General features: G+C 58.8%; 21 protein-coding genes. 14 read left to right on the top strand and 7 right to left on the bottom strand.

What is annotated here, in order from left to right; genetic code table 11:
• Nucleotides 1-13 precede the first annotated feature (13 nt).
• On the top strand, nucleotides 14-1,339 hold the full coding sequence (gene mepM / locus BJP61_RS09275; RefSeq protein WP_075193972.1) for a murein DD-endopeptidase MepM: 1,326 nt from the start codon (nucleotides 14-16) through the stop codon (nucleotides 1,337-1,339).
• Nucleotides 1,340-1,465: 126 nt separating this feature from the next.
• A complete protein-coding gene (gene lpxM, locus BJP61_RS09280) occupies nucleotides 1,466-2,434 on the top strand; it encodes a lauroyl-Kdo(2)-lipid IV(A) myristoyltransferase (protein WP_038862325.1) in 969 nt (322 codons plus the stop codon).
• Nucleotides 2,435-2,499: 65 nt separating this feature from the next.
• On the opposite strand, the gene pyk is transcribed toward lpxM, so the two are convergent.
• Together pyk and BJP61_RS09290 are read right to left on the bottom strand one after the other, a co-directional pair.
• Nucleotides 2,500-3,942 (bottom strand): pyruvate kinase, encoded by a 1,443-nt coding sequence (gene pyk, locus BJP61_RS09285; RefSeq protein ID WP_038862378.1) that lies wholly within the window; start codon nucleotides 3,940-3,942, stop codon nucleotides 2,500-2,502.
• A 128-nt stretch (nucleotides 3,943-4,070) separates the two neighbouring features.
• Nucleotides 4,071-4,937 (bottom strand): MurR/RpiR family transcriptional regulator, encoded by an 867-nt coding sequence (locus tag BJP61_RS09290; protein ID WP_075193970.1) that lies wholly within the window; start codon nucleotides 4,935-4,937, stop codon nucleotides 4,071-4,073.
• A gap of 354 nt (nucleotides 4,938-5,291) precedes the next feature.
• On the opposite strand from BJP61_RS09290, the gene zwf reads away from it, so the two are divergent.
• The 3 genes from zwf (at nucleotide 5,292) to BJP61_RS09305 (ending at nucleotide 9,505) form a co-directional block, all read left to right on the top strand.
• A complete protein-coding gene (gene zwf, locus BJP61_RS09295) occupies nucleotides 5,292-6,767 on the top strand; it encodes a glucose-6-phosphate dehydrogenase (RefSeq protein ID WP_171998185.1) in 1,476 nt (491 codons plus the stop codon).
• Between the two features lie 230 nt (nucleotides 6,768-6,997).
• Nucleotides 6,998-8,809 carry a phosphogluconate dehydratase gene (gene edd, locus BJP61_RS09300; protein ID WP_161580152.1) on the top strand — a complete coding sequence of 604 codons (1,812 nt, stop codon included), beginning with the start codon at nucleotides 6,998-7,000 and terminating at the stop codon, nucleotides 8,807-8,809.
• A 57-nt stretch (nucleotides 8,810-8,866) separates the two neighbouring features.
• A complete protein-coding gene (locus BJP61_RS09305; RefSeq protein ID WP_038862382.1) occupies nucleotides 8,867-9,505 on the top strand; it encodes a bifunctional 4-hydroxy-2-oxoglutarate aldolase/2-dehydro-3-deoxy-phosphogluconate aldolase in 639 nt (212 codons plus the stop codon).
• Nucleotides 9,506-9,556: 51 nt separating this feature from the next.
• On the opposite strand, the gene purT is transcribed toward BJP61_RS09305, so the two are convergent.
• Complete coding sequence (purT, locus tag BJP61_RS09310; RefSeq protein WP_171998186.1) at nucleotides 9,557-10,735, bottom strand: formate-dependent phosphoribosylglycinamide formyltransferase; 1,179 nt, start codon at nucleotides 10,733-10,735, stop codon at nucleotides 9,557-9,559.
• 133 nt (nucleotides 10,736-10,868) lie between these two features.
• Here purT and BJP61_RS09315 point away from each other — a divergent pair, with 133 nt between their 5' ends.
• Nucleotides 10,869-11,219 carry a YebG family protein gene (locus BJP61_RS09315; protein WP_075193967.1) on the top strand — a complete coding sequence of 117 codons (351 nt, stop codon included), beginning with the start codon at nucleotides 10,869-10,871 and terminating at the stop codon, nucleotides 11,217-11,219.
• A 143-nt stretch (nucleotides 11,220-11,362) separates the two neighbouring features.
• Here BJP61_RS09315 and BJP61_RS09320 read toward each other — a convergent pair whose 3' ends face one another.
• Nucleotides 11,363-11,608: a hypothetical protein gene (locus BJP61_RS09320; protein WP_171998187.1), complete on the bottom strand. Its 246-nt coding sequence runs from the start codon at nucleotides 11,606-11,608 to the stop codon at nucleotides 11,363-11,365.
• Between the two features lie 22 nt (nucleotides 11,609-11,630).
• Here BJP61_RS09320 and yebF point away from each other — a divergent pair, with 22 nt between their 5' ends.
• The 3 genes from yebF (at nucleotide 11,631) to ptrB (ending at nucleotide 14,930) form a co-directional block, all read left to right on the top strand.
• Nucleotides 11,631-11,978, top strand: coding sequence for a protein YebF (gene yebF / locus BJP61_RS09325; protein WP_038862387.1), 348 nt, complete (start codon nucleotides 11,631-11,633; stop codon nucleotides 11,976-11,978).
• A 115-nt stretch (nucleotides 11,979-12,093) separates the two neighbouring features.
• Nucleotides 12,094-12,777 (top strand): DUF533 domain-containing protein, encoded by a 684-nt coding sequence (locus BJP61_RS09330; protein WP_038862389.1) that lies wholly within the window; start codon nucleotides 12,094-12,096, stop codon nucleotides 12,775-12,777.
• A gap of 89 nt (nucleotides 12,778-12,866) precedes the next feature.
• Entirely contained in the window at nucleotides 12,867-14,930 is a 2,064-nt protein-coding gene (gene ptrB, locus BJP61_RS09335; RefSeq protein ID WP_171998188.1) for an oligopeptidase B, read from the top strand.
• Here ptrB and exoX read toward each other — a convergent pair.
• The gene (gene exoX, locus BJP61_RS09340) at nucleotides 14,927-15,589 is read right to left on the bottom strand and encodes an exodeoxyribonuclease X (RefSeq protein ID WP_075193546.1); all 663 of its coding nucleotides are present in this window, start codon (nucleotides 15,587-15,589) and stop codon (nucleotides 14,927-14,929) included. The two genes, ptrB and exoX, sit on opposite strands and share 4 nt — an antisense overlap.
• A 75-nt stretch (nucleotides 15,590-15,664) precedes the next feature.
• A complete protein-coding gene (locus tag BJP61_RS09345; RefSeq protein WP_007734209.1) occupies nucleotides 15,665-15,895 on the bottom strand; it encodes a DNA polymerase III subunit theta in 231 nt (76 codons plus the stop codon).
• A gap of 146 nt (nucleotides 15,896-16,041) precedes the next feature.
• Here BJP61_RS09345 and yobA point away from each other — a divergent pair, with 146 nt between their 5' ends.
• From yobA to BJP61_RS09365, 5 genes are all read left to right on the top strand, one after another.
• Complete coding sequence (gene yobA, locus BJP61_RS09350; protein WP_171998189.1) at nucleotides 16,042-16,416, top strand: CopC domain-containing protein YobA; 375 nt, start codon at nucleotides 16,042-16,044, stop codon at nucleotides 16,414-16,416.
• 4 nt (nucleotides 16,417-16,420) lie between these two features.
• The gene (gene copD, locus BJP61_RS09355; RefSeq protein ID WP_171998190.1) at nucleotides 16,421-17,290 is read left to right on the top strand and encodes a copper homeostasis membrane protein CopD; all 870 of its coding nucleotides are present in this window, start codon (nucleotides 16,421-16,423) and stop codon (nucleotides 17,288-17,290) included.
• Nucleotides 17,291-17,304: 14 nt separating this feature from the next.
• Entirely contained in the window at nucleotides 17,305-17,643 is a 339-nt protein-coding gene (locus BJP61_RS09360; RefSeq protein ID WP_038862394.1) for a YebY family protein, read from the top strand.
• Between the two features lie 534 nt (nucleotides 17,644-18,177).
• Nucleotides 18,178-18,270: a KPN_01571 family protein gene (locus BJP61_RS21585; RefSeq protein WP_217348513.1), complete on the top strand. Its 93-nt coding sequence runs from the start codon at nucleotides 18,178-18,180 to the stop codon at nucleotides 18,268-18,270.
• Between the two features lie 348 nt (nucleotides 18,271-18,618).
• Nucleotides 18,619-19,263: a metallophosphoesterase gene (locus BJP61_RS09365; protein WP_171998191.1), complete on the top strand. Its 645-nt coding sequence runs from the start codon at nucleotides 18,619-18,621 to the stop codon at nucleotides 19,261-19,263.
• Here the strand turns inward: BJP61_RS09365 and BJP61_RS09370 are convergent, their stop codons facing one another.
• The gene (locus BJP61_RS09370; RefSeq protein WP_038862398.1) at nucleotides 19,264-19,455 is read right to left on the bottom strand and encodes a YebW family protein; all 192 of its coding nucleotides are present in this window, start codon (nucleotides 19,453-19,455) and stop codon (nucleotides 19,264-19,266) included. It abuts the gene before it with no gap.
• Nucleotides 19,456-19,540: the final 85 nt, after the last annotated feature.

The raw sequence follows: 19,540 nt of genomic DNA on the forward strand, positions 1-19,540 counted from the left end.
AGGAAGTGGATACGTGCAACAGATAGCCCGCTCTGTCGCCCTGGCATTTAACAACCTGCCACGACCCCATCGCGTTATGCTGGGGTCTCTTACAGTTCTCACACTCGCGGTCGCCGTCTGGCGGCCGTACATTTACCACCCCGAATCAGCCCCTATCGTTAAAACCATCGAACTGCAAAAGAGCGAAATCCGTTCTCTGCTGCCTGAGGCGAGCGAGCCTATCGATCAGGCCGCGCCGGAAGACGATGAAGCGATCCCGCAGGATGAGCTTGACGATAAAACCGCCGGCGAAGCCGGGGTGCATGAATATGTGGTCTCCACCGGCGATACCTTGAGCAGCGTGCTGAATCAGTACGGTATCGATATGGGGGATATCAGCCAGCTCGCCTCGGTCGATAAAGACCTGCGTAACCTGAAAATCGGCCAGCAGATCTCCTGGACGCTCACCGACAGCGGCGAATTACAGCGCCTGACCTGGGAGATGTCGCGCCGCGAAACCCGTACTTATGACCGCACACCTGCCGGCGGCTTTAAAATGAGCAGCGAAGTGCAGCAGGGCGACTGGGTCAATAATGTGATCAAGGGCACCGTCGGCGGTAGTTTCGTCGCCAGCGCCAAAGAGGCCGGGCTCACGAGTGCTGAAATCAGCGCGGTGATTAAAGCGATGCAGTGGCAGATGGATTTCCGCAAGCTGAAAAAAGGCGACGAATTCTCGGTGCTGATGTCGCGCGAAATGCTCGACGGCAAACGTGAGCAGAGCCAGTTGCTTGGCGTGCGTCTGCGTTCGTCCGGTAAAGACTATTTCGCGATCCGCGCGGAAGATGGCAAATTCTACGACCGTAACGGCTCCGGGCTTGCCAAGGGCTTCCTGCGCTTCCCAACGTCGCGCCAGTTCCGCGTCTCTTCTAACTTCAACCCACGTCGTCTGAACCCGGTGACCGGGCGCGTCGCGCCGCATAAAGGCGTCGACTTCGCGATGCCGCAGGGTACGCCGGTGCTGGCGGTGGGTGATGGTGAAGTGGTGATGGCGAAGCGTAGCGGGGCGGCGGGCTATTATGTGGCGATCCGCCACGGACGCACCTACACCACCCGCTATATGCACCTGAAAAAGCTGCTGGTGAAACCTGGCCAGAAAGTGAAACGCGGCGATCGCATCGCGCTTTCCGGCAACACCGGACGCTCCACCGGCCCGCATCTGCACTATGAAATCTGGATAAACCAGCAGGCCGTTAACCCGCTGACCGCCAAGCTGCCGCGCTCCGAGGGCCTGACCGGCTCGGATCGCCGCGACTACCTGGCGCAGGTCAAAGAAGTGGTTCCGCAGCTGACGCTTGATTAAAAGCGCGGCAAATAACAGCCGGTGCCTTCGTGCGCCGGCTTTTTATTTTGTCTGGCGGCCTTCGCGCCGCTAAACTCCTTCATTATTTTTCTCTTTTGAAAACCTGGCTCTGCCCTGAGAACCGTCATGGAAACTAAAAAAACAAAAAGTGAATACATTCCCGAATTCGAGAAGGCGTTCCTGCATCCGCGCTACTGGGGCTCCTGGCTGGGTATTGGCGCCTGCGCTGCGCTGGCGCTGACGCCGCCGTCCTTTCGCGATCCGCTGCTCGGCAAAATCGGTCGACTGGCGGGGCGGCTTGGCAAAAGCGCCCGCCGCCGCGCGCGCATTAATCTGCTCTACTGCTTCCCGGAGCTCTCCGAGGCGCAGCGCGAAGCGATTATCGACAATATGTTCGCCACCGCGCCGCAGTCGATGGTGTTCATGGCCGAACTGGCGCTGCGCGGCCCGGAAAAAGTGCTGAACCGCGTCGACTGGCACGGTGAAGCCATCATTAACGAGATGCTTGAGAGCAAAGAGAGCGTCATCCTGCTGGTGCCGCATGGCTGGGGCGTGGATATCCCGGCGATGCTGCTGGCCTCGCGCGGCGTTCACGTCGCCGCGATGTTCCATCATCAGGGCAACCGGCTGCTGGATTATGTCTGGAACAAAGTGCGCCTGCGCTTTGGTGGCCGTCTGCACGCTCGGCAGGATGGCATCAAACCGTTTATTAAATCGGTACGCGATGGCTTCTGGGGTTACTACCTGCCGGATGAAGATCACGGCCCGGAGCAGAGTGAATTTGTCGATTTCTTCGCGACCTACAAAGCGACGTTGCCGGCTGTAGGACGCCTGATGAAAGTCTGCCGCGCGCGGGTGATCCCGCTCTTCCCGGTCTATGACGGTAAAACGCACCGTCTGGACGTATTAGTCCGCCCGCCGATGGATGATTTGATGGATGCTGATGACGTCACGCTTGCGCGCCGCATGAATGAGGAAGTGGAGCATTTCGTCGGCCCGCATCCTGAGCAGTACGCCTGGATACTGAAGCTTCTGAAAACGCGTAAAGAGGGCGAGACTGAGCCGTATCGCCGCAAGGATCTCTATCCCAAATAAAAAGCCGCTCATGGCGAGCGGCTTCTCTTTTCACACGAAGGGGCGCAGGCCCCTTTTTTGTGCGCTTAGTCGACAGTCAGCACGCGGGTGGTGTTGGTGCTGCCGGTGGTGCCCATCATGTCGCCCTGGGTGACGATCACCAGATCCCCGGTCACCAGATAGCCTTTGTCGCGCAGCAGATTCACCGCATCCTGCGCCGCCGCCACGCCGTCGTTGGCGCTGTCGAAATAGACCGGCGTCACGCCGCGATAGAGGGCGGTAAGGTTCAGGGTGCGCTCGTGGCGGGACATGGCGAAAATTGGCAGACCGGAGCTGATACGGGATGTCATCAGCGCGGTACGGCCCGATTCGGTCATGGTGATAATCGCGCTTACGCCTTTCAGGTGGTTGGCGGCGTACATTGCCGACATCGCGATCGCTTCTTCGACGTTATCAAACTCCACGTCCAGGCGGTGTTTGGAGACGTTGATGCTTGGGATCTTCTCAGCGCCCAGGCAGACGCGTGCCATCGCTGACACGGTTTCCGCCGGGTACTGACCCGCCGCGGTTTCTGCGGAAAGCATGACCGCGTCGGTGCCGTCCAGCACGGCGTTCGCCACGTCCATGACTTCGGCGCGGGTCGGCATCGGGTTGGTTATCATCGACTCCATCATCTGGGTCGCGGTAATGACGGCACGATTCAGCTTACGGGCACGACGAATCAGGGTTTTCTGGATGCCCACCAGCTCCGGATCGCCGATTTCAACGCCCAGATCGCCGCGCGCCACCATCACGACGTCAGACGCCAGAATAATGTCATCCATCGCTTCATTGCTGCATACCGCTTCGGCGCGCTCTACTTTAGCGCAGATTTTCGCGTCGCAGCCTGCATCGCGCGCCAGACGGCGTGCATAGTTGAGATCTTCGCCGCAGCGCGGGAAGGAGACGGCCAGATAATCCACGCCGATTTTCGCGGCGGTGATAATGTCCGCTTTGTCTTTTTCGGTCAGCGCTTCGGCGGAAAGGCCGCCGCCCAGCTTGTTGATGCCTTTGTTGTTGGAGAGCGGGCCGCCCACAGTCACTTCGGTGAACACTTTCATGCCCTGAACGTCCAGCACTTTCAGCTGCACGCGACCGTCGTCCAGCAGCAGGATATCGCCCGGCACCACATCCGCTGGCAGGCCTTTATAGTCGATACCGACTTTTTCTTTATCGCCTTCGCCTTTGCCGAGGTTGGCATCCAGCAGGAATTTGTCACCGATGTTTAAGAAAACTTTGCCTTCTTTGAAGGTGGAAACGCGGATCTTCGGCCCCTGGAGGTCGCCAAGGATAGCGACGTGACGTCCCAGTTTGGCCGCGATCTCGCGGACTTTATCAGCGCGAAGCTGATGATCTTCCGGCGTCCCGTGCGAGAAGTTCATGCGTACTACGTTCGCGCCGGCGGCGATAATTTTTTCCAGGTTATTATCGCGGTCGGTAGCCGGGCCTAACGTGGTAACGATTTTGGTTCTGCGAAGCCGTCTGGACATGTATTACTCCGTTGACTGAAACAACTTTGGTGTTGCGTGAACAAAAATTCGGCGCGGTGGCCTGTTTCGAAAGAGACACAAACCATAACCGAATGGCTTTATAAGTTACAACTTTGTTATCAATATGCTTACTGGTCGTCAGAAACCAGTAAGGTCTTATCAAAACGCGATTCCTTGAGCGCTTCTTTGACTCGCTTCAAGTTATCCCGGAATTTTGCGCCGCGACGCAGCGTAAAGCCGGTCGCCAGGACGTCGATGACGGTCAACTGGGCGAGCCGCGACACCATCGGCATATAGATGTCGGTATCTTCCGGTACGTCCAGCAGCAGCGCCAGACTCGCCTCGCGGGCGAGCGGCGATCCGCGCGAGGTAATGGCGAGCACCAGCGCGTCGTTTTCGCGCGCCAGCCGCGCCAGCTCAACGAGACTTTTGGTGCGGCCGGTGTGCGAGATAAGCACCACGACGTCATCGGCGCCGCCGTTCATGCAACTCATACGCTGCACGACAATATCTTCGGAATAGACCACCGGCACGTTAAAGCGAAAAAACTTATTCATGGCGTCATGCGCCACGGCCGCCGACGAGCCCAGCCCGAAAAAGGCGATTTTTTTGGCCTGAGTGAGCATGTCCACCGCGCGGTTGACCGTCGCCATATCGAGCGACTGGCGCACGTGGTCGAGGCTTGCCATCGCCGACTCGAAAATTTTGCTGGTATAGGCTTCGACGCTGTCATCTTCATCGACGTTGCGATTCACATACGGCGTGCCGTTGGCGAGGCTCTGGGCGAGATGCAGTTTAAAATCGGGAAAGCCTTTGGTATCAAGGCTGCGGCAGAAACGATTGACGGTCGGCTCGCTCACGCCCGCTTCGCTCGCGAGTGTCGCGATACTGGAGTGAATGGCCTGAGACGGCGATTCCAGAATCACTTCGGCGACTTTGCGTTCGGATTTACTCAGATGTTCCAGTTGCGACTGGATCTTTTCCAGCATGTTCATTGCTAACATGTGACCCGCAGAGAAAGTCATTTCACACGATTGGGAAACAACGATTAGTTTTATCAAGAATATACTCCTGATAATGACGGCGTGGGCTCGCGCGTGCGAACAAAGTTGTTGTTTTTTTTCATAACATGATCGCGGTCTGATTTTGTTATGGCGGCCGCGGCGGAAAAAGCGTCCGCCGCGCGCAACAGCCCGGTTTCTCAGCGATAATCGCGGTTGAACGGCGGTTTAATGACCTGCGCCAGATGCTTAGGAGTATCCTGAAAGACGTAAAAGCAGTAGAGTGCAGTGTAAGAAAATTACAATGATGACCTGTCCCGACAGGGATTCCGAAACGAGGAGAAAGACATGGCGGTAACGCAAACAGCGCAGGCGTGCGACCTGGTAATTTTCGGCGCCAAAGGCGATCTGGCGCGCCGAAAACTGTTGCCTTCCCTTTATCAGCTCGAAAAAGCGGGGCAAATCCATCCTGAGACCCGCATTCTGGGAGTGGGCCGCGCTGACTGGGATAAAAAAGCCTATACCAAAGTCGTCCGTGAAGCGCTTGAAACCTTCATGAAAGAGAAAATCGACGAAACCCTGTGGGAAACGTTAAGCGGCCGTCTCGATTTCTGTAATCTCGACGTGAATGACACCGCCGCGTTTACCCGTCTTGGCGACATGCTCGATCAGAAGAACCGCGTCACCATTAACTATTTCGCGATGCCGCCCAGCACATTCGGCGCGATCTGCGACGGGCTGGGCGCGGCGAAGCTTAACGCCAAACCGGCGCGCGTCGTCATGGAAAAACCGCTCGGTACGTCGCTTGAAACCTGCCGCGAAATCAATGACCAGGTCGGTAAACATTTCGAAGAGTGCCAGGTTTACCGTATCGACCACTACCTTGGTAAAGAAACGGTGCTGAACCTGCTGGCGCTGCGCTTTGCCAACTCCCTGTTCGTCAACAACTGGGACAACCGCACTATCGATCACGTGGAAATCACCGTGGCCGAAGAGGTGGGTATCGAAGGCCGCTGGGGGTATTTCGATCAGGCGGGCCAGATGCGCGACATGATCCAAAACCACCTGCTGCAAGTCCTCTGCATGATCGCGATGTCGCCGCCGTCAGATCTGACCGCCGACAGCATTCGTGATGAAAAAGTGAAAGTACTGAAATCCCTGCGCCGGATCGATCGTACTAACGTGCGCGAGAAAACGGTGCGCGGCCAGTACACCGCCGGTTTCGCCCAGGGCAAAAAAGTGCCGGGTTATCTGGAAGAAGAGGGCGCGAACAAAACCAGCCATACCGAAACGTTTGTCGCTATCCGTGTTGATATCGATAACTGGCGCTGGGCGGGCGTGCCGTTCTACCTGCGTACCGGCAAACGTCTGCCGGCGAAGTGCTCTGAAGTCGTGGTCTATTTCAAAACCCCGGAACTCAACCTGTTTAAAGAGTCCTGGCAGGAGCTGCCGCAGAACAAGCTGACCATCCGCCTGCAGCCGGACGAGGGCGTGGATATCCAGGTGCTTAACAAAGTGCCGGGGTTGGATCACAAGCATAATCTGCAAACCACCAAGCTGGATCTGAGCTACTCCGAAACCTTCAACGAAAGCCATCTGGCGGACGCTTACGAGCGCCTGCTGCTGGAAACCATGCGCGGCATCCAGGCGCTGTTCGTGCGTCGTGATGAAGTGGAAGAGGCGTGGAAATGGGTCGACTCCATCACCGAAGCGTGGGCGGCGGACAACGATGCGCCGAAGCCGTATCAGGCGGGCACCTGGGGGCCTGTCGCGTCCGTGGCGATGATCACCCGCGATGGCCGTTCCTGGAGCGAATTCGAGTAATCCCCCGCGCTGGAGCGTCGTTACTTTACCGGTAACATGATCCGGAACACGAGTTGTGTAAAAAATTCCATTTTCAAGCCCCGTCTGGATTCACCAGCGGGGCTTTTTTCATTACACTGGCTGAAGCGATTTTGCTCCTGAGAGGCGCGGCTGGCGCGTGTACGTGAAAACCCTGCGGTGTTGCGCAACGCAAATCGGGCGGCCTCAGCAGATACCAGAGAGGAATTTTTATGCATCCTAAATTGTTACGGGTAACACAACGCATCTCCGAACGCTCCCGCGCCACGCGTGAAGCCTATCTGGCGCGCATTGAGCAGGCCAAAAGCCAGACCGTTCATCGCGCGAGCCTTGCCTGCGGTAACCTTGCCCACGGTTTCGCCGCCTGCCAGCCTGATGATAAAGCGGCGCTGAAAAGCATGCTGCGTAACAATATCGGCATTATCACCTCCTATAACGATATGCTCTCCGCGCACCAGCCTTACGAAAATTATCCTCAGCAGATCCGTGAGGCGCTGCACAGCGTCGGCGCCGTCGCGCAGGTCGCAGGCGGCGTACCGGCGATGTGCGACGGCGTCACCCAGGGCCAGGACGGCATGGAGCTGTCGCTGCTGAGCCGTGAAGTCATCGCCATGTCGGCGGCGGTGGGGCTTTCGCATAATATGTTCGACGGCGCGCTCTATCTCGGCGTATGCGACAAAATCGTGCCGGGGCTGGTGATGGCGGCGCTGTCGTTCGGGCATCTGCCCGCCGTATTTATTCCGTCCGGCCCCATGTCGAGCGGGCTGCCGAATAAAGAAAAAGTGCGCATTCGCCAGCTTTACGCTGAAGGCAAAGTGGATCGCGCGGCGCTGCTGGAATCGGAGGCCGCCTCTTACCATGAGCCGGGCACCTGTACTTTCTACGGCACCGCCAACACCAACCAGATGGTCATCGAATTTATGGGGATGCAGCTGCCGGGCTCCTCGTTTGTGCACCCGGACGCGCCGCTGCGCCGGGCGCTCACCGCCGCCGCCGCGCGTCAGGTAACGCGTCTTACCGGCAATGGCAACGCGTGGATGCCGCTTGGCAAACTGGTGGATGAAAAAGTGGTGGTGAACGGCATTGTGGCGCTGCTCGCGACCGGCGGTTCCACGAACCACACCATGCATCTGGTAGCGATGGCGCGCGCGGCGGGCATCATCATCAACTGGGACGACTTCTCGGAGCTCTCCGAGGCGGTGCCGCTGCTGGCGCGTCTTTACCCGAATGGCCCGGCGGATATCAACCACTTCCAGGCCGCAGGCGGCGTGCCGGTGCTGATGCGAGAACTGCTGAAAGGCGGCCTGCTGCATGAGGATGTCAATACCGTGGCGGGCTTTGGACTTGCGCGTTACACCCAGGAGCCGTGGCTCGACAACGGCGAACTCGCCTGGCGCGACGGGGCGCAAGCCTCGCTCGATAACGCCATTATCGCCACCATCGACAAGCCGTTTTCAGTGCATGGCGGCACCAAAGTGCTGAGCGGCAATCTGGGCCGTGCGGTCATGAAAACCTCCGCCGTACCAGTAGAAAACCAGGTGGTGGAAGCGCCTGCCGTGGTGTTCGAGAGCCAGCATGACGTTATGCCTGCCTTTGAAGCCGGGCTGCTGGATCGCGACTGTGTCGTGGTAGTAAGACATCAGGGGCCAAAAGCGAACGGTATGCCAGAATTACATAAACTTATGCCGCCGCTTGGTGTATTATTGGACCGCTGTTTCAAAATTGCATTGGTCACGGACGGTCGCCTTTCCGGCGCGTCGGGGAAAGTGCCTTCGGCCATCCATGTGACGCCTGAAGCTTACGACGGCGGCCTGCTCGCGAAAGTGCGCGACGGCGATATTATCCGCGTGAATGGACAGACTGGCGAACTGACGCTGCTGGTGGATGACGCCGAGCTGGCGCGCCGCGAGCCGTACCACCCGGATCTCAGCGCCCAGCGCGTGGGAACGGGGCGCGAGCTGTTCGGCGCGCTGCGTGAAAAGCTGTCCGGGGCGGAGCAGGGCGCGACCTGCATCGATTTCTGACTATCAGGTGCGCAGGCGCGCACCTCACTTTTTAAAAATGGCGGGAGAGATCCACAGATGAAAAACTGGAAAACGAGTGCCGAGCAGATCCTGAAAAGCGGTCCGGTCGTGCCGGTGATTGTGATTAACAAGCTGGAGCACGCGGTCCCGATGGCGAAGGCGCTGCTGGCAGGCGGCGTACGCGTACTCGAAGTGACCCTGCGCACCCCGTGCGCGATGGACGCTATCCGCGCTATCGCCAAAGACGTGCCGGAGGCCATCGTCGGCGCGGGCACCGTGCTTAACGCGCAGCAGTTGAAAGAAGTGACCGAAGCCGGCGCGCAGTTCGCCATCAGCCCGGGACTCACTGAACCGCTGCTGAAAGCCGCGACCGAAGGCGCTATCCCGCTGATCCCGGGCATCAGCACCGTGTCCGAGTTGATGCTGGGCATGGATTACGGCCTGAAAGAGTTCAAATTCTTCCCGGCGGAAGCGAACGGCGGCACCAAAGCGCTGCAGGCTATCGCAGGTCCGTTCTCCCAGGTGCGTTTCTGCCCGACCGGCGGCATCTCTCCGGCGAACTACCGCGACTACCTGGCACTGAAAAGCGTGCTGTGCATCGGCGGCTCCTGGCTGGTGCCGGCGGACGCGATGGAAGCGGGCGACTGGGATCGCATCACGAAACTGGCTCGCGAAGCGGTGGAAGGCGCGCAGTAATATTGCGCCATGTGATACAAGCGCGCCGCCTGAGAAGGCGGCGCGTTTTTTTTAGCCTTTAACCGTCACACTCGCGGCAGAGGCGGTAGCGCGCGCGACGGCGTCGTCAATCGTCTCGCCGGTAGCGAGCGCCACGCCGAGACGGCGTGAGCCGTCAATCTCCGGCTTCCCGAACAGACGCAGCTGCAACCCCGCGCCGAGCGCGCCGGACAGCGCGGCAAATTTTACGTCGTCACTCTTGAGCGTCGGCAGGATCACCGCCGAGGCCGCGGGGCCATACTGGCGAATGCTGCCCACCGGCAGGCCGAGGAACGCGCGCACATGCAGCGCGAACTCGGAGAAATCCTGAGAGATTAGCGTCACCATGCCGGTATCGTGCGGGCGCGGCGACACTTCGCTGAACACCACCTCGTCGCCGCAGACAAACAGCTCCACGCCGAAAAGACCATAGCCGCCGAGCGCCTGCACCACCTTCCGCGCAATCTCTTGCGCGCGCGCCAGCGCCACATCACTCATCTGCTGCGGCTGCCAGGATTCGCGGTAGTCGCCATCTTCCTGGCGATGGCCGATCGGCGCGCAGAAATGCACGCCGTCTGCGGCGCTAACGGTCAGCAGAGTGATTTCGAAATCGAATTTCACCACGCCTTCGACGATGACTTTGCCCGCGCCGGCGCGTCCGCCCTGCTGGGCGTACTGCCAGGCGGCATCCAGCGCATCGGCGCTGCGGATAACGCTCTGGCCTTTGCCGGAGGAGCTCATCACCGGTTTGACGATGCAGGGCAGGCCAATCTGCGAGACGGCCTCGCGAAACTGCGCCTCGTTGTCGGCGAAGCGATAGGCGGACGTCGGCAGCCCGAGCTCTTCCGCAGCGAGCCGACGAATGCCTTCACGGTTCATGGTCAGACGCGCGGCGCGCGCGGTCGGCACCACGCACTGACCCTGCTCTTCAAGCTCGACGAGCGCGTCGGTGGCGATGGCTTCTATCTCCGGCACGATAAAATCCGGCATCTCCTGCGCCACCAGATTCTTCAGCGCCGCGCCGTCGAGCATATTAATAACGTGACTGCGGTGCGCCACCTGCATGGCAGGCGCATCGGCATAGCGGTCAACGGCGATCACTTCGATGCCAAGACGCTGGCACTCAATCGCAACTTCTTTTCCCAGTTCCCCTGAACCGAGCAGCATCACGCGGGTTGCTGACGGGCGCAGAGCGGTTCCTAACATAGCCATAGCTGATTTCCTGCTGTGTGAAATTCTGGCGGCAGTATATACGAAAACGTTTGCTTTGCGCAGTGCGCGCCCGGTTGCTTTTCGTGTCTGACAGCGTTATACTGTATATAAATACAGTAACGGGAGTTGCATCATGGCGGTAGAAATTAAATACGTCGTAATCCGTGAGGGTGTGGAAAAAATGTCATTTGCCAGTAAAAAGGAAGCCGACGCCTGGGACAAAATGCTCGATTTAGCCGAAGCCCTGGAGGGCTGGCTGGAGCAGGCGCCTGTCGGTTTTGCGGAAGGTCAGGTTGAACAGCTGGCGCTGTGGATGGCGGAACAGAAAGACAACCTTAACACTATCGTGCGCACCGGGCGTCTGCCGCAGGAAACGAGCGAGCAAACCAACGACGCGGCACAGCCTGCTCAGGAAGACGCAGCTGAAGCTGATGAGGGCGCTGTCGCGCTGCACAGCGCGCGTAAACGCACCAAAGCGGCCTGATTCGCCCCTCCGCTGCGCCGCGGCCTGTCTCAGAGGTAGCGGTGCGGTTTTTGTACGTCGGGCCTTCGCACCTGATGCTGCGCATTTGCTGAAGGCGGGGGCACGCTGAAAACAGGTATCGCTTAAAACAGGCGCACGGGTCATCATTCCTGCCTGTCGCCTGTCGCCTGTCGCCTGTCGCCTGTCGCCTGTCGCCTGTCGCCTGTCGCCTGTCGCCTGTCGCCTGTCGCCTGTCGCCTGTCGCCTGTCGCCTGTCGCCTGTCGCCTGTCGCCTGTCGCCTGTCGCCTGTCGCCTGTCGCCTGTCGCCCGCGCTCATAGCGCTTTTTTTATCCCTTCCTTTTTTGTGGGCTGCTTGCGCTTCGCTGTTTTTGTACCAGACTTTTTTCATCACCCGTCTTCGGAGAAGCACGATGAAAAAAACAGCAGGAGCCCTGATTTCCTTAGCCTTACTCGCCGCCGTGAGCACGGCGCGCGCAGACGATCCGCGTCAGGTTCCATTCCCGAAATGCGAAGGCATGACGGCGGAAGGCATCGCCGCGAGCGTGAAGCGCGACTATCTGCAAAACCGCATTGTCAAATGGGCCGACGATCAGAAAACGCTGGGCCAGGCCGATCCGGTCGCCTGGATCAACAGCAAAGAGATAACCGGTAAAGATGACAAATGGTCAGTGCCGCTCACCGTGCGCGGGAAAAACACCGACATCCATTATCAGGTGAGGGTTGATTGTGCGGCAGGCCAGGCGCACTACCAGCACTGAGCCCCGGCGGCCCGCCATCTCGGGCCGCGTCTTTTCCCTTCCTTGCGGTTCCCGACACATCTTGACGTCCACTCGCTTACGCTTGGGTTATCACTAATCCGCGCAGAGGAACATTATGGGCAACTGGTTAACACAGCTTCAGTCAATGCTGGGGCAAAGCGGCGCAGGGTCATCATCCGGCGCGTCAGGGATTCAGGACGCGCTGCGCTCAAAGGGGTTAAATAAACTTCTCTCTCCCGGCGCGCTGGGCGGCCTGGCCGGGCTGCTGGTCGCGAGTAAATCATCGCGCAAGCTGCTGGCGAAATATGGCGGCGGCGCGCTGCTGGTCGGCGGCGGGGCGGTTGCCGGCACGGTACTGTGGAACAAGTACAAAGATAAAATCCGCGCGGCGCATCAGGATGAGCCGCAATATGGTCAGCAGCAGACGCCGATCGACAGGCGCGCAGAGCGGTTAATTCTCGCGCTGGTATTCGCCGCCAAAAGCGACGGTCATATCGACGACAGCGAGCGCGCGGCGATTGAACGTCAGCTGCGCGACGCGGGCATTGAAGAACAGGGGCGTGTGTTGGTGGAGCAGGCCATTAACCAGCCGCTCGACCCGATGCGTCTTGCCGCCGACGTGAAAAATGAAGAAGAAGCGCTGGAACTCTATTTCCTGAGCTGTGCGGCCATTGATATTGACCATTTTATGGAGCGCAGCTATTTGCAGGCGCTCGGCGACGCCCTGAAAATCCCGCAGGAGGTGCGCGAAGAGATCGAGCGTGACATCCAGCAGGAGAAAAAAGCGCTGCCGGGATAAGCAGATAATGCGATAAACAGGCATGTTTCGCTTGCAACGCGCGCGGGTTTTGCCACCCTTACAGTGTGTTAAACAAAAAGAACAGCGACATGCCACCGAAAGCGAAACCGATACCTTACGCCATGACCCGGCATGGCGACACCCGCATTGATAACTACTACTGGCTGCGTGACGACACGCGCTCGCAGCCGGAAGTGCTGGATTATCTGCGCCAGGAAAATGACTACGGACGCCGCGTGATGTCCACCCAGAGCGCGCTGGAGGAACGGCTGCTCTCTGAAATGGTCAGCCGTATTCCCCCGCGCGACGTCTCTGCGCCCTATGTCAAAAATGGCTATCGTTACCGGCAGATCTATGAAACCGGCTGCGAATATGCCATCTATCAGCGCCAGTCGGTTATCCACAGCGAATGGGAAGAGTGGGACGTTCTGCTGGACGGCAATAAACGCGCCGCCCGTAGCGAATTCTACACGCTGGGCGGGATGGATATCGCGCCGGATAACCGTGTGATGGCGGTGGCAGAGGATTTTCTTTCCCGCCGCCAGTACGGGCTGCGCTTTCGCAATCTTGAAACCGGCCAGTGGTACCCGGAAGTGCTGGAGAACGTCTCGGCGAGTTTCGTCTGGGCGAACGACTCCCGCACGCTCTATTACGTGCGCAAACACCCGGTCACGCTGCTGCCGTATCAAATCTGGCGCCACACGCTCGATACCGCCGCCGACCAGGACGAACTGGTGTATGAAGAGAAAGACGAGACCTTCTACGTCAGCCTCTATAAAACTACCTCGCAAAATTTCATTCTGATTTTTCTCGGCAGCGCCACCACCACGGAGGTGCTGCTGGTCAACGCCGACCTGCCTGACGCGCCGCCGCTGAGTTTTCTGCCTCGCCGAAAGGATCACGAATACAGCGTCGATCACTTTCAGCATATGTTTTATATCCGCTCTAACCGCGCCGGGAAAAACTTCGGTTTGTACCGCAGCCGCGTGCGCGATGAGGCGCGCTGGGAAGAGATCATTGCGGCGCGCGAGCACATTATGCTGGAGGGGTTTACGCTCTTCGCCGACTGGCTGGTGGTGGAGGAGCGTCAGCGCGGCCTCACCAGCCTGCGGCAAATCAACCGCAAAACCCATGAGTCGCTCGGCATCGCTTTTGACGACCCTGCCTACGTGACGTGGGTCGCCTATAACCCGGAGCCGGAAACCTGCAAGCTGCGTTATGGCTACTCGTCAATGACCATGCCGGACACGCTGTTTGAGCTGAATATGGAAACCGGCGAGCGCCGCGTGCTTAAGCAGACCGAAGTGGCGGGCTTCGACGCCAGCAACTACCGCAGCGAACATCTGTGGATCACGGCGCGCGACGGGGTCGAGGTGCCGGTATCGCTGGTCTGGCACAAAGACCATTTCCGCGAAGGAAAAAATCCGCTGCTGGTTTACGGCTACGGCTCATACGGCACCTGTATCGACGCTGATTTCAGCGCCAGCCGCTTGAGCCTGCTGGACAGGGGTTTTGTCTACGCCATCGCCCATGTGCGCGGCGGGGGCGAGCTTGGCCAGCAGTGGTACGAAGAAGGAAAGTTCCTCAAGAAGAAAAACACCTTCAATGATTATCTGGACGTCTGCGATGCGCTGCTGGCGCAGGGCTATGGCGACCCGGATTATCTGTTCGGCATGGGCGGCAGCGCGGGCGGCATGTTGATGGGCACGGCGATTAACGAGCGCCCGGCGCTGTTTCGCGGCGTCATCGCCCAGGTGCCGTTTGTCGATGTGGTCACCACGATGCTTGATGAATCCATTCCTCTGACCACCGGCGAATTCGAAGAGTGGGGCAACCCGGCGGATGAAACCTTTTATCACTATATGAAAAGTTACAGCCCCTATGACCAGGTAAGCGCGCAGCGCTATCCGCACCTGCTGGTGACGACCGGCCTGCACGATTCACAGGTGCAGTACTGGGAGCCGGCAAAGTGGGTGGCGAAGCTGCGCGAGCTGAAAACTGACAATAACCTGCTGCTGCTCTGTACCGATATGGATTCAGGGCACGGCGGGAAGTCGGGACGCTTCAAGTCATATGAAGGGGTGGCGATGGAGTACGCCTTTCTGATTGGGCTGGCCCAGGGCACGCTGCCGCCGGACCCGCTTGTGGATTAATCGTTATCCAGATAGTGCTTTAACGTCAGGCGCAGATCGGGGTTGAGTTGCTTGACGTTATTGAGCATCCAGCGCAAATACCCCGGATCGCGCCCGGCGATCTCCGCCACCGGTTCGCCGCGGTATTTGCCGAACGGCAGTGTGGCGATAAGCTGCGGGCGTCCGGTGATATTGACCATCTCCTCCGGCGTCCAGCCGGACACTTTCATGATCTCCAGCAGCAGCGCTGCGGTGATGTAGCAGTCAAAGAGCGCGCGGTGATGATGCAGCCCCGGCGGCGTCTCCACCTGCAACTTGAGCGATTTATAGAGTCCCATATTGCTGTAGCGAATGCCCGGCCAGAGACGGCGCGCCAGCTTCACCGTGCAAATCCACTCACCGGGCATTTCGGGCAGCACTTTGCGATCAAAGCTCGCATTATGCGCCACATACCACGGGCTGCCGTGATAGCGCGGGATAATTTCCTCAATGTAAGGCTTATCCGCGACCATCGCCTCGGTGATTTTATGTATCGCCATCGCCTGATGGCTGATAGGGCGGTCCGGTCGCACCAGATCGCTCATCGGGTTGACGATGGCGCCGTCGATAATATCGACCGACGCCACTTCGACAACGCCGCCCTGCAGGCCGCAGGTTTCGGTATCAATAATCCGTAGCATATGCGCTCCGCCGGAAGGGAAAACAGATGCCCGCCGTCATGTTGAAGAGGCGCGGCGGGCGAGGCAGAAAGCGGTTTATTTCACTTTCGGCTCGTAGGGCAGGCGAGAGAGGTTTACCGACGCCAGGCGATGCGCGATAAGGCGCTCGCGAAACCAGTCGCGCAAATGGGCAGGCTGTTCGCGCTCAACGGCTTCGGCGATGACCGGCATATTGTAGCGCTCTTTAAAAGCCACGCCGGAGGCCGCCAGATCGACGTTCACTTTATCCATCTCTTCCTGCGGAAGTTGGGCAAGGTTCTGGTTCATGGTGTGCTCCTGTTAATCGCCGTGAAGGTACTGCGCCGCGCGCCGGATGACAAGTCTTATGTGGCGGGAAATGCCCTCGCGGCTCGACTTGCTATCAGCGCAGGGGTATTCTTGCGCCTGATTTATAATAAAAAGGAATGATTCATATGGCACTGTTCGCCGCACGTTTTTGCCGTGCGCTGGCGCTTGTCGCCGCCGTTATGACCGCGCCTGGCGTCTGGGCGCATGCTCACCTCCAACAGCAACAGCCCGCCGCGAACGCGACCGTCGCGACATCGCCCGAGGCGCTGACCTTAACGTTTTCTGAAGGCATCGAACCGGCGTTCAGCGGCGTGACGCTGACTGGCCCCGATGGCAAAACAATTAAAACCGGCGCGGTGAAATGTGCGCCAGACGACGACAAACAGCTGGTGGCCCCGCTGAGCGCGCCGCTGGCGAGTGGCGCATACCAGGTTCAGTGGCATGTGGTGTCGGTGGACGGCCATAAAACCAAAGGCAGCTACCGCTTTAGCGTGAAGTAACGTCGTGCTGGAATGGAGTTATGTGGCGCTGCGTTTCGCGCATGTCGCGGCGCTGATGCTCGGCGCGGGCGGGGCGCTTTACACGGCGCTGTTGACGCCGGGCGCGCTCAGGCCGACGTTAGCGCGGGATTCACGCCGTCTGTGGCGCATCACGGCAGTGATAGCGGCAGTCGGTGCCGTCGCGATTTTCGCCGTGCAGGCGGGACTGATGGGCGATGGCCCGGCAGACAGCCTGCGTCCGGAAATCTGGCAGGCCATGTTATCGACTCGCTTTGGTGCCGTCTGGCTGTGGCAAATTGTCCTCGCGCTGGCAACGCTGCCGTGCGCGTTTCTGGCGCCGCAGCGCGGAGGGGGGCTGCTCGTGGTGTTCTGCGCGCAACTGGTGCTGCTGGCGGGTGTCGGGCATGGCGCGATGCATGAAGGGATAACCGGCGCGCTCCAGCGGCTCTGTTATGCGCTGCATGTGCTGTGCGCCGCCTGGTGGTTTGGCGGGCTCGTGCCGCTGTTGCGGCTGATGCGTTTCGCGAAAGAGACCTCGTGGCGCACGGACGCCATCACCGCCATGATGCGCTTTTCACGTTACGGGCATCTCGCGGTGGCGGGCGTTATCGCGACAGGCGTCGTTAACAGCGTGTTGATTCTCGGCGTCGCCTGGCCTGCTGACAGCGGCTATGTCCGTATGCTGGCGGTTAAAATCGCGCTGGTGGCGGTGATGGTGGCGATAGCCCTGGTTAACCGCTATGTTCTGGTGCCGAAATTTTCACGTCAGGCGACGGCGCAGCGCCGTTTTATCCTGATGACAAAACTGGAGGTGGCGCTCGGGGCGCTGGTGCTGATAAGCGTCAGCCTGTTCGCCACCTGGGAACCTTTTTAACTGGTGAGAATAAAATGAAGAAATCGCTGCTTGCGCTGCTGATGCTCTCCTGTTCCGGCATGGCCCTCGCCGCGCCGCAGATTATCACGGTCAGCCGCTATGAAATCGGCAAAGACAAATGGGCGTTTAACCGAGAAGAGGTCATGCTCGCCTGCCGTCCGGGCAACGCGCTGTTTGCGATTAACCCGAGTACGCTAATGCAATATCCGCTGAACGATATTGCGGAAAAACAGCTGGCGCAGGGCAAAGTGACGGGACAGCCGATCGCGGTCATCCAGATTGACGATCCGGCGCATCCGGGCCAGAAGATGAGCCTCGCACCGTTTATCGAGCGTGCGCAAAAGCTCTGCTGATCCCGCCAGAGATAAAAAAACCGCAGCATTCCAGGCCGAATGCTGCGGTTTTTCGTTTTTATTGACGTTTCAGGCGCTTTTTACCACGACTTTCGGCGCGGACTGGAAAAGCTGCTGTCGTCATCTATTCTTAAATGGCAAGGCGACTGAGCCTGCATTAATGCCAACTTTTAGCGCACGGCTCTCTCCCAAGAGCCATTTCCCTGGACCGAATACAGGAATCGTATTCGGTCTTTTTTTATCCTGAGAAAAGGCAGCCCGTCTATCCATAACTTCCGCTTTACTTTTCTGCTTCAACCATAACACAGGCTGCGGTATAAACGTCCAGGCTTTTTTATCGCCAGTGCAAAAAGCATCATGCGCAGGGTGAAGAGCCGTTTAAGGCCGCCTGCGCACAGGGGCGTGCTGGCGCCTGTGTCCCTGCATCCGCGCATGGCGATTTCCCCACCAATTCTGGTGGATCGCTATAAACGAACCGGTAGCAGACTAAGGAGTGGGTTATATTGAGAGAAGGAAAACAAGGAGTTAATTCCGATGAATCCTTTTATCTATGTATTTGGCCTGATCCTGACGCTTGATGCGCTACGTGAAATGGCCGGCGCCGCTTCCGTGCTGGGGCTTTGGTAAACCGGCCTGACGCGAGTCGCCTATTTGTCGTGCTTGCGGCTGAAGAACCAAATCATAAAGATGGCCGCGACGACACAGCCGATGAAACTGACGATAGCTTCGTGAGTAAAAATGGTCACAGGACACCTCCCGACGTTGCTTACCTTAAGCATAGAACATCCTTAGCAGAGTAAGCGTCCCGACACGAATTAAAGGGATCACTGTAAGGCTTTTTTGTGCCATTTAGTTACAACATACTTTTAATGATGCGCACCGGTGCCGGGCGGGCGTTGACGCCGCAAGCGCCTGACAACGCGCTAACGCCGCCGGTGCAGCGCTATACTTGCCTGATAACCAGAGGAGCAGGCGATGTATCAGCGAATCGACGGCGCGGCCTGGCGGCGCATTTATATCGTGGGCGATTTACACGGCTGTCTGGCGCTGCTTGTCAGCGCGCTGAAGGCCGAGCGGTTTGATCCGTGCGTCGACGCGCTGATTTCGGTGGGCGACCTTATCGATCGCGGCCCCGACAGCCCAGGTTGCCTGGCGCTTATCGGTAAGCGCTGGTTTTTCGCGGTGCGCGGTAATCATGAAGCGATGGCGCTGGAGGCGCTGGAAACCGGCGACGGGGCGCTGTGGGCAGTGAACGGAGGGAACTGGTATTTCGCGCTTGGCGACAGCGCGCAGCGTGAGGTTAACGCGCAGCTGGCGCGAGCGCGAGAGTTGCCACTGGTAATAGAGATACGAAGCGGCGCGCGTACGCTGGTGGTGGCGCACGCCGATTACCCGTCGTCGCGCTATGCGTGGCAGCAGCCGCTGGATACGCATGCGGTGGTCTGGAGCCGGGCGCGAGTTCATCGCCTGCAGGCGGGAGGAGAGGAGCATATCTACGGCGCAGACGCGTTTTATTTCGGCCATACGCCGCTGCGCGAACCGCTCGTCAGGGGGAATCTGCATTATATTGATACCGGCGCGGTCTTCGGCAACCCGCTGACGCTTATTCGGGTACAGTGATTAAAAATCGCTGTAGTCCTGTGCGGGGCGCCAGAAACCGTCAATAAAATCTTCTACCGGGTAACAGCCGCCGTGACGCATCCGCTGCTCATCCATCGCTTTCAGGCACTGCTGTTCAGAATTGTACACATCCACGACGATGTCATCGCAACCGCCATCCAGATAACAAACAAATAAAACCAGAGCGAACATGGCGTCCTCTGAGTGACAACGTTTGTCATAAGTGTAGGGGAAGCAGGCGGGAAGGGAAAACCGAAGGTTCTTAATAAATAACCCG

It is taken from the genome of Cronobacter sp. JZ38, assembly GCF_008932145.1.
GTDB lineage: Bacteria > Pseudomonadota > Gammaproteobacteria > Enterobacterales > Enterobacteriaceae > Cronobacter > Cronobacter muytjensii.